Raw genomic sequence first — 17,244 nt, 5'->3', positions numbered from 1 at the left:
CTAAGAAATTATAAATTTATACTTTCTTTAATATAAAAAACTTCTAAATTTTAAGTAGAGTTTTTACTCCACCAAAATTTAGAAGTCTTTTTAAATTACATATTTAATATAAAAAAATATTAAGTTGTAAATTTCATAACCGTCGGTACTTTTATATTTTGTCCATCTTTATTTTCAACTGTACTTTCTACAACTATATAATAAATACCATATTGTTTATAGTTATCTTGAGGTTTTATTATAGCTTTTTTTCCTTCTTTAGAAATTGAAACTTTTGAAACTTTATTAAAAGAACTATCTAATACATAAATTTTATCCTTAAAATCTTGATCTTTTAATTCATGATTAAAATTCACAGTCCAAGTTTTATTTGTAGCTACTCCCTCTTTAGTCTGCAATTTTTTATAATCCTTAAATCTTTTATTAAATTCTTCTATATTTTCTTTTTCTTTATATAAAGTTTTTAAATTTATTTTTTTATTTACAGATTCAAAATTATTGTAATAATTCAAATAATCATCTTTCACATGAATATTTGTAACAAAATCATCTTCTAATAATTTTAATTCTAAGTTATCTTTTCTAATCTTATATAAATATCCACTATCTGAATAGTTACTAAAAAATACATAATCTTTATATTGAGCTAATTCTATAGCAGAATCCTCTGTTAATTTTTGATTATCTTGTCCATTTAAATCTATTCTGTACATTTTATAATCATCATCTTCATTACTATAATATATCCACTGACCATCAACTACTGGATATCGAATAGCATGAAGGTAGTCAAAAGATTTATCATCACATTTTGGATATTTAGATCTATCCCATTTATGATCTTTTTCAATTTCGTTATCAGAAAGATTTAAATATTTATAAGAACTATAACCTTTATCCGGTACAGGGTCATTCCAAGTTGAATCTACATGATAATTTTTTCCATATATGTTAACAATATTCCAAGCATGGCTTTCCCCCTGTGAAGTTCCTGTTACTCTAATAGTTTTAATTCCTACTTTATTTAGTAGAATTTGCATAGCTTTAGCATAACCATCACATACTGCCACATTTTCTATTAAAGCTCCATAGGCAGTATAGGAATTTTCTGAAACTATATTTTTGGTATCATAAGTTGTATTTAAAACAATATAGTCATGTATGGCAATTTCTTTTTCTATGTAACTCATATCATCCCTTATTAAACTAGATAAAATTTCATCTATTTTACTTTGGAAACTTTTTTTCATACTAGCTACCGTAGTAGAATTATAATTATATTTAAGTTCAAGAGATCCTCTTTCACCATTTGATATAAACCCTATATCTTGGGTATTAAAATAAAATATCTCTGGATGATCATCTAAAACTGTTTCAAGAACATCAAAAGCTTTATCACTATTTAACGTATAACTTGTAGTCTCTACATATGTTTTCATTGATCTTAGAGCTTCTAGTATATCATTATACAAATTTTCATTATAATCTTTTAAAACAGCATGATTTCTAGGAATTGAATGTTTTACTACATTCTTTCCTTCAAAGATTTTGTCTTTTGCTAAAACATTATTAAAATTAAATATCCCACTAAAATTAACTAAAGTAAATATTAATAAAAATGCTAACAATTTTTTTATAAATTTCATTCTTGTCCCCCCCTTATCTATATTATCTAACAAATTAAAGCCTTACTGTTTATATATTTTGTAACAGCTAAAATTTATTTCAAAATCACTTTTCAAACATCTAAATATCAAATTATTTTATTTCTATTTTATTTTTTATAACATGATCAATCTTTCTTATTAAAGAATCTGGTATAACACCTTCTCCTCCAATAACATCTCCCTGTCCATCAGTTTTTATATTTTGTTTAATATATTCAAGAGCATGTTTTGTACCTTCACGGTCTACTAAATCCATTAAAACTAAAGGAGAATTATATTTGCCCGCTAAAACAGAAACTGTCAAAGGATCTGAATAACTTCTCCTCACATTAGTTACATTAGCCACATAAAATTTATCATCTCTTAAATCATATTTATATCTTTCTAATATATTTAAATTAGTTTCAAATCTATCTTGTCCACCTTTTATTCTTTCTTTAGCAGATAACATTTTATAAGTTTCTTCTGGAACCATAAATTTTGTACCTATAACTGTTACATTAGACCTACTATAACTAACAAAATTCCTTGCTAATTTAGCACTTTCAGGATTCCTTGAAACTAACAAAAGAATTCTAGATTTTGAAGAAGCTATAGGTGCCACTGATAAAGCATCTGCAAATCCTTCTTGTCCATTAACAGCAAAAACCTCACTTGGATCTACTCCTAAACTATTTACTAAATAATTAGCTACTACTATATTAGTATTAAATCTATTTTGACCACTTAATTCTATTAAATTATAATTTGATTTTCTAATTTTCTTCTTTACATTACTACCTATTACACCATTTCCACCAATAACATAAACATTATCAGGTTGTAAGCAATCTAAAACATCTTCTGTTTCTTTAGGTAAATAATATTTACATGAAAGTATTATTGGAGCATCCAATACCTTTCCTAAAGTTGTTGCACTTAGAGCATCTGCATAACTTGTACCAGAAACAAGTATTACATTTTTACACTCTGAAGTCCAATTTTTTTTAGCAACCATTGCAGCTGTTTCATATCTATTAGCTCCGCCTATTCTAGTTATTACATCTGAATCTGCTTTAACTTTGTATATATTTATACATGTAAATAGTAACAAACTTACCATGGTAAATACAATAGTTTTTTTCATATTTAATTTTTTCATTTTTTATCCTCCCTATATATAATTTTTATAATATTCCCCAATATATTTTACGAATAAAAAACTTTATAGTTTAACTAAGGTACATTAAATTTAAAAAATAAATAAGTGAGTACGCTAGTCTATTTTTTAAAGTATATTCTTTTTAAACACTTAGACGTGGTAATCATAAAAAACGTATATTTATATAGAATGTTTTCACATTTTCTACAAATATACGTTTATTAATAACATTATAAGATTTTTAATATATAAAACAACATAGATATATACATTTTTTTATATAAATTGTATTATACTACAATCTAATAAATATATTATTTTTCTAATAAATCCTCATATGGCCAGCCGCCTTGTCCATTTTCTAAGATTAATAATCTACTTTCTTTTACTCCCTTTTCTTTTAAATAATTATAAGTATTTTTTGCTCCTGTTTTTCCACCAGGGCAAATAATAGCTATTGGATCCTCTGATGCTGTAAGCTTGTCCATAATTTTATCAATTTTAGCCTTTTGCTCATCAGTTTTTGCAGGAAATGCATTAGTTTCTATAGCTCCTTTTATATGATGCTTATCAAAATCGTCTTTTACTTGAATATCTACAATTATAATTTTTTCTTTTTTTTCAATTTTTGATTTTAATTCTTCTGCCTTTATGTAGTTATACTCATTTTTTTCTTCTGCCTTCTTATCATCTTGTTTAGCCTCTTGTTTAGTTTCTTCCTTTGTAGAAGTGCTTTTACTTTCATCCTTACTACAACCTGCTAGTGTAAATGAAAATAAAACTAACATGGATAATACTAAAGTCACAATCTTCTTTCTCATTTTAAAATCCCCCTATCTAGTTTTATAAAATACATACATGTTAATATTAGTATATTAATGTAAACAATTCTATAATTATAGTTTTTTTCAATATATCACTTTTTTAGTATTAATTTATATAATAACTATTTCTTTTTAAAGTAAACTATATAGTTTAAAATACATTATAAATATTAAATATAGAGTAAAAATTCGCTTATACTATTTTAAATAATTAATCTCAACAGAATCTAAAAAAGCAGTAGGTTCTATACTTATATTTTCTTTTGAATTATCAATTGTTACAGTTTTTAGATTAGTACAACCTTGGAAGGAATTTTGCCCTATACTACTTATACTTTCTGGAATTTTTATTGAATCTAAATTTTTACAATCTTTAAATGCATTATTGCCTATACTTTTTACCTTTTCATTGAAAAATACTGATTTTATATTATCGCAAAAAGCAAATGCAAAATGATCTATAGTTGTTACATTCTCTGGAATTTTTATTGATTGTAGCCCTTGACATTTTTCAAATGCACTAAATCCTATTACCTCTAAGCTTTTAGGTAAAGTTATAGATTTTATTTTTGCAGCATTAAATGCGCCTTTTGCTAGTTTTTTTATTCCCTCTGGAACTGTATAAGAATCTCCATATTTATCAATATATTGTATCAAGACTGTCTTATCTTTGTTACAAAGCATGCCATCTATATCCGAATAATTTTTATTATTTTCATCTACATTAATTTCCCTTAAATTATCACATTCAGCAAATGCCCACTCATTTATAGTTTCTATACTTTTAGGAATATCCACTGAAGTTAATTTTTCACAATGTAGAAATGCTCCAAATCCTAATTCTTTTAATCCATCTAATATTTTAAGTGATGACAAACTGTTGCAATTATAAAATGCATGGTCTCCTATACGTTTTACACTTTTTGGAATTATCACAGATTTTAAAGCAGAACATTTATAAAAGGCAGTGTCATTTATATTCTCTACACCTTCTGATATTGTTGCAGATGTTAAATTATCACAGTTATAAAATGCATCTTTTCCTATACTTTTTATGCTCCCTGGAATTTCTATTGATTCTAAACTACTACAATCAGTAAATGCTTCATTTTCAATAGATGTAACTTCCTTTCCCCCTATTTTTGATGGAATTACCACATTAGATTTATTTCCAACATACTTGGTTATAGAACCATCTTTAAATTTAAAATCAGATTCATCTACACTACTTATAGACTCCTTGCCATCTTGTACAATTTCAAAATTTTCTCTTAAAGAATACATTCCATAATCCAATAGAATTTGCACTTTATACTGTCTAGATTTTCCTGTTTTATTTGGATCAACTTTAACAACAACTTCATTTGTATCATGATCAAAATCAAATTTCACGTAATCTACATCAACATCCTTATCATTTACTGCTGGAGCTTTTACTTCTTCTCCATATTGTTCCTTTATAGTTTTTTCTACATGAGCTTTATAGCGTTCATAATTTTTTACTGGAGATTTAAATCTGTATTCTCCACCCTTGTCATTTGTTTTAATTTTAAATGGAGCATCTAATTTTTGACCAAACATATTAAAAAATCTTTCACCTGACCAATCATTAAAAGCAGATATTGCTAAATCCTGTACTGGTTCAAGATCTGTAACAAAAGTATTATTACAAGATAAAGTCTTTAAATTAGGTAAACTTTTTACAAAACTTAAATCTGTAATTTTGTTTGTTTCAAAGCTTAAGTATTCTAAATTCACAAGATTTTTAAGCACTTCTACATTAAGGGGTGCTTCACTACGACTACAATGATGCATATCAATCCATTTAATACTCTTAAGCTTTGAAATTGGAGTTAAATCAACTATTCCTCCATTATTATAAATATTTAAATGCTCTAATACTGTCATTTTAGAAAGTGGTGATAAATCTTTTATATAGTTTCTATCCACTTCCAGCCATTTAATTTTAGTTAAATTACTTAATGGTGATAAATCTGAAATGCTATTTTCGCTTAAATCTAATTCTTGTAAATTTATAGCATACTCCAATCCTGTCAAATCCGAAATACCACGAGTTCCATTAGCTGTTGTATCTGTTTTATCTACAATAGGTAAAAAATCACTGCTAAGTTTTTTTAAAGATTTCATATCTGCTTTTGTAATTTTTTCATCTGCTTTTCTATTTTTATCTATAGAATGATTTATTGCTTCTTTTAATTTAGTATTTTTTATAGTTACAACATCTTCATCACTTGTAGTTTGTGAGCTGCTTGAGCTTCCTTTATCATTCTTATCATTTGTATTCTGATTGTCAGTATCTTTTTGACTTTCTTCTTTTCCTTGTTCTTTTAAAACATCATTAACTTTTTCTATAACTTCATTAGGCATAACCATATATCCACCTAATGTTTTGATTTGTACATCTTTATTATTTTTTACATATCCTTTTATAAATCCAATGGCATTTTCTGTTGATTTAGATTCTTTAGTATCAGTTAAAACTAAAGGAGCTCCAAATTTTCCTGCTAGTGCTGAAGCTACTAATGCATCTGCATATCTTTCTCCTCTTGCATTAGCTACATATAAGTTATTGGATTTAATATTAAAATGCTTTAATACATTTAAATTAGTTTCAAATCTATTAGCTCCACCATTTACTCTATTTTTTTCTGAAACTCCTAAAACATTTAAAATTTCTTTTGGAACTAAATTTTCTGTACCTACAACTGTTACATTTGACTTATGCTTTTCTACAAATTCTCCTGCTAATTTTACATCATTTATATTTTTAGATGTTATCAAAAGCACTTGACCTTTAGAAGCTGCTATTGGAGCCACTGATAGTGCATCTGAGAATCCATCTTTACCATTTACAGCTAATACGTTGCTAGTATCAAATTTCAAATCATCAGCTAAATAATTAGCTACAGCTAGATTAGTTTCAAATCTATTTTCACCTCCTAATTCAACTAATTTATAATTATCTTTTTTAAGTTCTTCTCTTATAGATTTTGAAACTGATATTTCTCCTCCTATAACATAAACTTCTTTAGCTTTTAACGTTTTCAATGCTCTCTTTGCATTTTCATCTAGTTTTTTTGAGCTTGTTAAAATTATTGGTGCATTTAATTTCTTAGATAAAACAGCAGCACTTAATGAATCTGCGTAACCTTCACCTGATACTAGTATTACTTTATCTGATTTTTCCCAATTTAATGTAGCAACTTTAAAGGATGTTTCATATCTATTTTTTCCAGCTAATCTTTCCACCTGTCCTTTTGCTGCTTTAACATTTGTAGTATTCAGTGATGTAGCCATTATTAAACTTAATAACGCGGCACTTGCTAAAACTCCTTTTCTTTTCATAATAGTTTATCCCCCTATATTCAAATTCAGATAAATTTTAACATATATTATGACCTTTTATAACATAATGTTACATATTATCTATAGTTTTTTATTATAGTTAAATAATAGAACTATTATATTTTAAAATAACCACTTAACTTAAAGAAATTATTTTGTGGTAATCTGAATTTGGAAACCATTGATTACAATCATTTGGATCAAATCCCTGTGTAAAAATATGAACTTTACCATCACTAGAACAAGCTGTATTATCTTTAAAAGCTTCTTCATGTATTTTTAGTACTTCTTTAAGTATAGTTATAGATGTTAATTTGTTATTATAAAAAGAAAAGCGATCTAATGCTATATTTTCTGTGTCCTTAGAAAAAGTAGCAGAAACTAATTGGTTGTTAGCAAAAGCTCGATTACCTATTTTTTTTAAAGTTCCTGGAAAATCTACATATTTTAACTTATTTGAATTAAATGCATCTGCATCTATTTCTTTTACTCCTTCTGGAATAAATACTCTAGTTAACTCATTTTTTTCAAAAGCATTTGTATTAATTATGAAGCTATTTAACCCTTCTGGAATTACTAAACTAGTTAATCCCCTACCTTCAAATGCTTTTACTCCAACATTTGTTATAGTTTCACCTTTTTCATTAACTTTAGGTAAAAATAAACTTTTATTATTTTTTAATTTTTCTATTCCTTTTTCACTAAAACCAGTTATGGTTGTTCCTTCAAAATTAAAATCTTTAACTGTCCATTTATTTTCTATGTTTTCTATTTTTTCTTTTACTAGTATATTCACTTTAACTTCTAATTTTAACTCAGGATCTCCTTGAGATACTCCTTCTGGAAGGTTAAAATTTGCCACTGCAGTATATTGTCCCGATTTATTTTCAGTATATTGTTTATTAAGTATCCATTTTAATTCTACTTCATGCTTATCATTGTTAGAATCAACTATAAAAGCTTTTTCTGGTAGTTTACTCATTACTTCATCTTTAGATGTTCCAAAATCTACTACCACTGGTGCTACTTGATTTATTGATTTAATTGTTAATTCTTCTTTTATATCCTTCCTCTTACATTTAACTATAAGCTCATTATTTTCATTATCTAAATCAATTTTTCTTACAGAATTATTTTGTAACTCATATTGATTATCCTGATATTTAGGAGTTATTTCTACAGACTTATCTCCTACATGAAAATATTCTTCTGTTGCTGGGTTTTTCCACAATTCTTCCTCTTTTAAAATTTTATCTGCAAATACATATTTAACAGTTAATTTGGAAGGATTAAAAATATGATATTTATATTCTTCTAATTTGTTTGGATTTTTATAATCAGGTGTAAATAAATGAACTACCCCATCATAACCTAAATTATTGTGAAAAGCATTTAAAGCAAGTTCTTTAACACTACTTGGAATTCTAACATCTTTTAAATGATTCAGTGAAAAAGCATTTCGATCTATTTTTTCAACACCTTCTTCAATAGTAACAGAAGTTAAAAAAGTATCATGCCATGTGTTTTGAAATGCACTTACTCCTATGACTTTAACATTTCCAGGAATTATAACTGATGATATCTTATTTCTAGCAAATGCTTTTTTACCTAACTCTTTAACATTTTTAGGAATAATTATAGATTTAAAATTATTATTATTAAACCCGGATAAATACTGTAAAGTACTAGGTAATTTAACTTCAACCAATTGGTTATCACTAAAAGTCATATCATCTATTCTCGTAACCCCTTCTGGAATAGTTATAGTAGTTAATTTATTATATCCAAAAGCAGTATGTATAGTTTTTAAACCTTTGGAAAGTTTTAAACTTGATATTTCATTAAGTGTAAAAGCTCCTGCTTCTAATTTTGTAACACTGTCTGGTATAACTAAAGATTGTAGTTTATTACCATTAAAAGCTGATTCTTTGATAGTAGTAACACTTTTAGGAATATCAATAGAGGTTAAATAATTATGACGAAATGCTTCTTCTCCTATTATTTCTACTGTATCTGGTATCTTTACATATGTTAAGTTTTTCTTCATAAAAGCCTGATTTCCTATAGAAGTAACCTTTTCACCATTAATTATATCTGGAATTATTATTTTTGTTTTATTCCCCTTATACCCAGTAATCTTACCATTAGAAAATTGAAAATCTTTTTGATCTTTATTAGTTGTAGCTTGTGAATCTCCTGTATTTCCTGTAGTTTGTGAACTACTTGAACTTCCTTTATCATTGTCATCATTTGTATTTTCCTTATTAATATCTTTTTCACTTTCTTCTTTTCCTTGTTCTTTTAAAACATTATTAACTTTTTCTATAACTTCATTAGGCATAACTTTTTCTCCACCTAATGTTTTAATTTCTACATCTTTATTATTTTTTACATATCCTTTTATAAATCCAATGGCATTTTTTGTTGATTTAGATTCTTTAGTATCAGTTAAAACTAAAGGAGCTCCAAATTTTCCTGCTAGTGCTGAACCTACTAATGCATCTGCATATCTTTCTCCTCTTGCATTAGCTACATATAAGTTATTGGATTTAATATTAAAATGCTTTAATACATTTAAATTAGTTTCAAATCTATTAGCTCCACCATTTACTCTATTTTTTTCTGAAACTCCTAAAACATTTAAAATTTCTTTTGGAACTAAATTTTCTGTACCTACAACTGTTACATTTGACTTATGCTTTTCTACAAATTCTCCTGCTAATTTTACATCATTTATATTTTTAGATGTTATCAAAAGCACTTGACCTTTAGAAGCTGCAATTGATGCTACTGATAGTGCATCTGAGAATGCATCTTTACCATTTACAGCTAATACGTTGCTAGTATCAAATTTCAAATCATCAGCTAAATAATTAGCTACAGCTAGATTAGTTTCAAATCTATTTTTACCTCCTAATTCAACTAATTTATAATCATCTTTTTTAAGTTCTTCTCTTATAGATTTTGAAACTGATATTTCTCCTCCTATAACATAAACTTCTTTAGCTTTTAACGTTTTCAATGCTCTCTTTGCATTTTCATCTAGTTTTTTTGAGCTTGTTAAAATTATTGGTGCATTTAATTTCTTAGATAAAACAGCAGCACTTAATGAATCTGCGTAACCTTCACCTGATACTAGTATTACTTTATCTGATTTTTCCCAATTAGACGTAGCAACTTTATAAGATGTTTCGTATCTGTTTTGTCCTCCTAGCCTTTCTACTTCTCCTTTTGCTGCTTTAACACTAGTACTTGCTATTGAAGTAGCCAATACTAAACTCAAAAGTGTAGTACTGGTTAAAATTCTTTTATTTTTCATAATACCCCCCCTAATATGTAACATCCAAGTAAATTTTACCACATATTTCATTTTATTAAGTTATAATATTACATATTATCTATTGTTTTTAACTATAGTTAAATAATAGAATTATAATATTTCTAAATAATCAGGAAGAATAAAATCACACACTATCATAGACACTATTTATTTAATCTAATTACTTTTAACTTAATAAATTTACTAAAACTATTTATAATTCTGTATATTAAAAAAGCTATTGAAAAGTTAGATACTTTTCAATAGCTTTTGGTATGCTTATTTAGTTTTCAGTTTGTGATATGATCAAACTATTTTATGATTTTAATATGAATTTGTTTTGATATGTTTAAAGATATGTTTTGTCATTTCTCAAATGCCAATTAATTAAATCCGCTCATTTATTTAAATTAAGTAGAAGGAAGGAAATCCTTCCTTCTCTTAAATTTAGATTATTCTAAATTACTATTTAGCAAGTGATATTGAAGTAAAGTTTAAAGCATTTCCGTTTGAATCTATTGCATTCATACCTTTTGCAGGTTTTATAACTATTCCTTTTTTAACTTCCTCAGCTGTGAACTTGTGAGCATCATCTATAGTTATAGTTATAGTTTTTACTTTATCATTATCTTTATCTGCATCAAGTTTTGATTCTGTAAGAGTTCCTTCCTTTTTAGTATCTCCTACATATACATCAAAATCAACTGCAATATTTTTTTCATCTTCTACAATTGAATCTGCTTTCATATCTTCACTAAATGTTAAAATTAACTTATTGTTATCAGTTAATTTAGCTTCTTTAACTGTAGGACGTACATTTTCCTCTAAAGTAATTACTTTTTTGTAATCTTTCATTACGTCTCCACCTTTAGCTTTAACACCTGAGATTGAGATGTAACGATCTCCATTAAATGTATTTGATCCTGATTTAATTGTTAATTCAACATTTTGCTTACCATCTTTTGCAGGTCTTAATGTAGCTTTTTCAACTACTGCTTTTTCAATTTTATAATTACTTGCATCAGTAGCAGTTTTACCATCTAATTCTTTATCAAAAGTAATTGTTATTTTATCATTATTATCAACAACTACACCATCAGTAACTACTTTTGGTTCTCCTTTACTTTGTGCAACTTCTTCATCTATCCCTCTAGTGAAAGATATTTTCAAAGCATCTGAAGATGCTGCATCACCTTTGATTAATGGTGATATAGTATCACCTTCGAAGCCTTCTAATGTTAAATCATAAACTGCACCTTCTATGTCAGCTATTTTTTTAGCTTCGATTCTTAAAGCTTTCTTATTTCCTTCAACAGCTATTAAATCAGCTTTATTTAATTCTTTATTAACAGGTGTTGTTACATAATCTTTAACATGATTTCCCTTAACAACTATTTTTGTTAATTTATCATTAGACACAACATCTTTATCAAAAGTTATTTCTACATATTCTTTATTTTCTTTGCTAACTTTATCTAAAGCTTTTATATATTTAGTAGATACAACTTTTGGAGCTACTGTTTTTATTGTAAAGTTTTCAAGTTTTGAATATTCTTTTCCTTTTTCTCCTGAAAGATCTGTATATTCATCTACTGTAACTTTAGTAAGATCTTTAGCAGCAGTACCTAATGTACAAACATATTTTGTTTTGTCTTTACTATCTTGTTTAACATTTTCAGGTGCTACTTCTGTTCCGCTAACCTTTATTATAGGATTTTCTATTAATTCTTCTGAGAATTTAACTTCAAATTTAGTTGAACTTAAAACTTTTATGTCAGCTACTTTTGGAGCTACTCCATCTTTTTCACCTTTTCTAAATTTAACAGTTGCAGGTGTTGGAGCTATTAAATTGTCAGCAAAGTCTTTTTGTCCATTAAATGTTGCAACAATATCTTTTCCAGCTTCTACATCATTACCTAATACATATTCTACTTCTGAGTTTCCTGCTGATAAAGTTCCTGTAATACCCTTAACTTCTGTACCATCTACATATTTAAATGTTGCAGTACCTACTTCTTTTATTGGTTCAGAAAATTTAACTTTAACTTTACCTGCATTAATTTTTTCAGTACCAACTATAGTAGGTCTTACAGTATCAGCTTTAACTTCTATAATCTTGTTGAAAGGTTTAATAGTTTCAGTCTTTTCTTCTTTTTCAACTTTTTTAGCTTCTATATCCTTACCTTCAACTAAATATTTTCCAGCTTTAAAACTATCTTTAGCTACTAGAGTTAATACTTTACCATCTTCTGATAACCTACCCTTAACTCCTTCTTGTGATTCTTTAGTTTCACCTAATAGAGTTAAATCTATATTTTGAACTTCATTTTTTTCATTTAAAACTGTTGATTTATCAATTGCTTTATTAAATGTTACGTTCATTTCTTTTGCGTTAACAGCTTCTATTGATTGAACTGCTAATTCTTTTACTTCTGGTTTAACTGCTTTGTTGATTGCTTCAACAACTTCGTTAGGTACAGCAATTTCTCCACCTACTGCATTTAAATCAGTTTTTTCATTAGCATGTTTATCTATATAATTAATTGCATTTTTAGTATAGCTTGTATCCTTGCCAGCAGTTAAAACTAATGGTGAATTATATTTACCTGCTAAAGCTGATGCAACTAAAGCATCTATAGGATCTTGACCTATACCATTTGCAACGTATAATTTTTCTCCTGCTACTTTAAAAGCATCTAATATTTTTAAGTTAGTAGCAAATCTATCATGACCACCATCTACTCTTTTAGATGCTCCTAATAGTTTGTAAACTTCATCTGTAACCATGTTATCAGTTCCAACAACTGTTACTTTTGATTTATGATCTTTTACAAATTTAATTGCATTTTCAGCATTTGCTTTATCTTTACCTACTATTAAAAGTATTTTTCCTTTTGATGCTGCAACAGGTGCCATAGTTAAAGCATCTGCAAGACCAACGCCTCCGTTTACAACGAATACTTCGTCAGCTTTTACGCCTTGTTTTTCTACTAAGTAGTTAGCTATTTTTAAGTTTGTATCAAATCTGCTTTGTCCACCTAATCTTGTTACATTATAAGATTTTTCTAATCCACTAACTAAACCTTTTGATAAAACTCCTTCTCCACCTATAGCTATTACATTTTTAGGCTTTAAAGTGTCTAATGCTTCTTTTGCTTTTGCATCTAATTCATTAGATCCTGTTAAAATTATTGGTGCATCCATTTTTTCTGCTAATACTGATGCGCCTAGAGCATCTGCAATTCCATTACCTGAAACTAGTATTACATTTTCTGCTCCATTTTTCCAGTTTTCTTTAGCAACTTGTGCTGCTGTTGCATATCTAGTTCTTCCACCTAGTCTTGTTATTTCACCTTTTGCTGCTTTAACATTTGCAGTTGTTACTACAGTAGTTAAAACTAAACTTAGTACTGTAGCACTTGCTAGTGCTCTTGTGCTTTTCTTGTTCATTTAGTATACCCTCCTCAATATTATGGATAATTATTTATAATATATAAAAATTTAATTAAACTAATACTTACTAATTTATGTTATTTAAATATAAATTAACCAACTATGTTCAATTATAACATAGCAATATAATTCTTTCCATATTTATTACATATTTCATTATATATCATAAGTTGTACTTTTTTCAATATATTAATTTTATTGTAACTTAATTATTTTTTTACAAAAATATGTATAATAACCGTTTTTATTTCTTTTTTCTTTTATATTCGACAAATTATTTTCCTTTTTTTATATTTTTATGTATATAATCTATTATTTATATTAAAATATATTAAATTCATTATAAGTATATAAATGTAATTTATTCTTTATTCATACTGATTTCTACATATTTTGTTAAATACCTTCATATATATAAATTTTTTTATATTAGTTTACTAAAAATTCATAAAAAATAAGAATGAATACTATATTTAGTATTCATTCTTATTAAATCTGTTAATCCATTCTATTAATAAAATTTAATCTATAGAAATAACTTGAAAATCTCCTACACTTTCTCTAAATCTATCTTCAGTTTTTTGAGATATTGCTCCTTTTCCTCCTATAATATATATATTAGAAGAGTTTGATATCTTATCTTTCATAAATTCCTCTGCTCTTGAAGTATCTTCCTCTGAAGCTGCTTTACCATTTAGTATTAATGGTGCTCCTGTTTTTGAAGCAGCTGCTGATGCTACTAATCCATCTGCAAATAAAGTTTCTCCTACTGAACCACAATATCCTCCGGTAGCTATATAAACATTATTAAAGTTTAATCCTTTATTTTCAAAATATTTTAATACTGCAAGATTAGTAGTAAATCTATTTTTAGAATCATTTTTACTTGTAATTCTAGTTGCTCCTACAGAACTTACTACCTTATTTGGTAATATTCCTTCTCCTCCTACTGCTAAAATCTTTAAATTGCGTCCTTTAATTTTAGCGTTATCTTTTATAACATTTGGAACGTTTTGTTTGTTTGCAAATAACACTGGGTATTTTTTAATTGCTGCAATAGATGCAACTGATAGAGAATCTGCATAACTATCTAATCCATTAACTAATATAGCAGTCTTTGTATTAGGACTTAAATCTAATATTTTCTCTGCTACTTTTACATTAGTTGCATATCTATTTTGACCTGAATAACGCTCAGTAGTATATCCTTTTGATGTTAAACTATTTTCAATACTAGATGATACAACTCCTGTTCCACCTACTATGTAGATTTTTTTGGCACCTAAAGATTTGATTGTTGCTAATACATTAGCTTCTAAATTACCATTATTGCAAGTTAAAAGTATTGGTGCTTGAAATAAGTTTGAAAGCGGTGCTGCTGATACAGCATCTGCATATCCTAACCCATTTACTAATATAACTGAATCTGATTTTCCAAAAACTTGATTAGCTACATTATTAGCTGTTTCAATCCTACTGTGGCCTTCTATTCTATTTATTTTAGCAGCTTCTGCCTTTTCAAAGTCTAATCCTAAAGTTATCATAGCTACTAAAACCACAAGACTTATTACTCCAAGTATTTTCTTATTTTTCAAAAACACTAATATCCCTCCTATCTTTCTTTATTATATTATTCGTTAACTTTTTCCAAATTTTTATATCATAAATGTAAAATAGTTATAAAATATTTTTTACATTTAAACATAAGCCCTTTGTATATTGAAATAATTTACTACTTTTAACTATAATCTAAAAGTAATTATATCTTTAACTTTATTTATTTGAACAAGCCCTACATAACCTATATAATAATATAATGTATACATATTTGTTTAAAGTTTTAATTGAAATAATTTTACATATTTAGCTATATTAAAATGAATAATAGATTTAAAATTAACTAGTTATTTATTTTAGTGTGACTTATATAAAGGTGGCGATAAAATGAAACTAAAAAAATTAACAATAATCTTTCTATGTTTTTCTCTGTTAGTTTTTTCAGGATGCACGAAAAAACTAGAACCAAAAGAAACAGAAACTTTTCTTATGGGTACTATAGTAAAACTTAAAGTCTATGGCAAAAATGCTGACAAAGCTCTAGAAGATTCTGTAAGACGCATATCAGATATTGAAAAAAAGATGTCTACTAATATAACATCTAGTGAAATTTCAACTATAAATAAAAATGCAGGAAAAAAATTCACTAAAATAAGTAAGGATTCTTTTAATGTAATAAAATCTAGTATAAATTACAGTAAAAAAACTTCTGGTGCTTTTGATATAACAGTTGAACCTTTAGTAAAACTTTGGGGTATTGGTACTGATAAAGCCCATGTACCTTCTGAATCTGAAATTAAAAATAAAGTTTCTTATATAAACTATAACGATGTAATATTAGATTCTAAAAATTCTTATGTTAAATTAAAAAATGAAAATCAAGCTATAGATTTAGGTGGAATTGCAAAAGGATATACTGCCGATGAAATAAAAAAAGTTCTTTTAAAAAATGATATAGAATCTGCTTTTATAAATTTAGGTGGAAATTTATATGTTCTTGGTAAAAATCCTGAAAAACATGCTAACTGGAATATTGGAATACAAAACCCATTAGAACCTCGTGGAGATTATCTAGGAATTGTATCTACAAAGGATAAATCTATTGTAACTTCTGGTACTTATGAAAGATTCTTTGAAAAGAACGGAAAAAGATATCATCATATATTTAATACTAAGACAGGCTATCCTGCTGAAACTGGTCTTTTAAGTGTATCTATAATATCAGATAAATCTATAGATGGTGATGCACTATCTACTAGCTCCTTTGCTTTAGGTCTTGATAAAGGAATTAAACTCATAGAAAGTTTAGATAATGTAGAAGCTATCTTTGTAACTAAAAATAAAAAAGTATACTTAACTTCTGGACTTAAAGATAATTTTAAATTAAGTAATACAAGTTTCAAGCTTAATTAAAAAAATTTAAATAAAATAATTTACGTAGGTGATATAAATGAAAAAAGGAGACAAAATTGCTTTAATAGTTATTGGAGTTATGCTTATTATAAGTACACTTGGTGTAGCAATATTTAAATACACTCAAAAATCTACAGACCATCCTATGGCTATTATAAAACAAGATGGAAAAGTAATTAAAAGAATAGATTTATCTAAAGTAAAGAAAAAAGAAACTTTCAATATATATTATAAAGATAAAGATTATAATACTGTAGCTTTAGAACCTAATAGAATTAGGTTTTCAAAATCTACTTGTCCTGATAAAATATGTGTAAAAACTGGATGGCTTACTAAACCTGGTGAGACTTCTGCTTGCCTTCCTCACAAACTTATAATAAAAATAGAAAGCAATAATTCTGAAGTAGACGAGGTTTCTTATTAGTATTTTTATTTCTACTAAAATATAATTATAATATAATACTCTAGTAGTTTAGGTTCATTGATAAATTTCGTGATTAAATG

The 17,244-nt window shown here is 26.6% G+C and carries 9 protein-coding genes; 2 read left to right on the top strand and 7 right to left on the bottom strand.

Features of this window, described 5'->3' with window-relative positions:
- Window positions 1-119: 119 nt before the first annotated feature.
- From ABDZ71_RS15380 to ABDZ71_RS15350, 7 genes are all read right to left on the bottom strand, one after another.
- The gene (locus ABDZ71_RS15380) at window positions 120-1,646 is read right to left on the bottom strand and encodes a DUF5050 domain-containing protein (RefSeq protein WP_343762928.1); all 1,527 of its coding nucleotides are present in this window, start codon (window positions 1,644-1,646) and stop codon (window positions 120-122) included.
- Window positions 1,647-1,758: 112 nt separating this feature from the next.
- Window positions 1,759-2,808, bottom strand: a complete 1,050-nt coding sequence (locus ABDZ71_RS15375; RefSeq protein WP_343762926.1) for a cell wall-binding repeat-containing protein — start codon at window positions 2,806-2,808, stop codon at window positions 1,759-1,761.
- A 314-nt stretch (window positions 2,809-3,122) separates the two neighbouring features.
- Complete coding sequence (locus ABDZ71_RS15370) at window positions 3,123-3,629, bottom strand: rhodanese-like domain-containing protein (protein ID WP_343762924.1); 507 nt, start codon at window positions 3,627-3,629, stop codon at window positions 3,123-3,125.
- Window positions 3,630-3,830: 201 nt separating this feature from the next.
- Complete coding sequence (locus tag ABDZ71_RS15365; RefSeq protein WP_343762922.1) at window positions 3,831-6,998, bottom strand: leucine-rich repeat protein; 3,168 nt, start codon at window positions 6,996-6,998, stop codon at window positions 3,831-3,833.
- A 136-nt stretch (window positions 6,999-7,134) separates the two neighbouring features.
- Entirely contained in the window at window positions 7,135-10,317 is a 3,183-nt protein-coding gene (locus tag ABDZ71_RS15360) for a leucine-rich repeat protein (protein WP_343762920.1), read from the bottom strand.
- Between the two features lie 465 nt (window positions 10,318-10,782).
- A complete protein-coding gene (locus ABDZ71_RS15355; RefSeq protein WP_343762918.1) occupies window positions 10,783-13,767 on the bottom strand; it encodes a cell wall-binding repeat-containing protein in 2,985 nt (994 codons plus the stop codon).
- Window positions 13,768-14,291: 524 nt separating this feature from the next.
- A complete protein-coding gene (locus tag ABDZ71_RS15350) occupies window positions 14,292-15,314 on the bottom strand; it encodes a cell wall-binding repeat-containing protein (RefSeq protein WP_425544722.1) in 1,023 nt (340 codons plus the stop codon).
- Window positions 15,315-15,714: 400 nt separating this feature from the next.
- Between ABDZ71_RS15350 and ABDZ71_RS15345 the strand changes: the two genes are divergently transcribed.
- Window positions 15,715-16,740, top strand: a complete 1,026-nt coding sequence (locus ABDZ71_RS15345; protein WP_343762915.1) for an FAD:protein FMN transferase — start codon at window positions 15,715-15,717, stop codon at window positions 16,738-16,740.
- A gap of 37 nt (window positions 16,741-16,777) precedes the next feature.
- Window positions 16,778-17,164, top strand: coding sequence for a NusG domain II-containing protein (locus ABDZ71_RS15340; RefSeq protein ID WP_343762914.1), 387 nt, complete (start codon window positions 16,778-16,780; stop codon window positions 17,162-17,164).
- Window positions 17,165-17,244 lie beyond the last annotated feature (80 nt).

The sequence above is a fragment of the Clostridium oceanicum genome (assembly GCF_039521385.1).
In the GTDB taxonomy this organism is placed as follows: domain Bacteria; phylum Bacillota; class Clostridia; order Clostridiales; family Clostridiaceae; genus Clostridium_F; species Clostridium_F oceanicum.
Note: the sequence above shows the minus strand (reverse complement) of the source record. Positions and strands in the feature narration are given on the sequence as shown.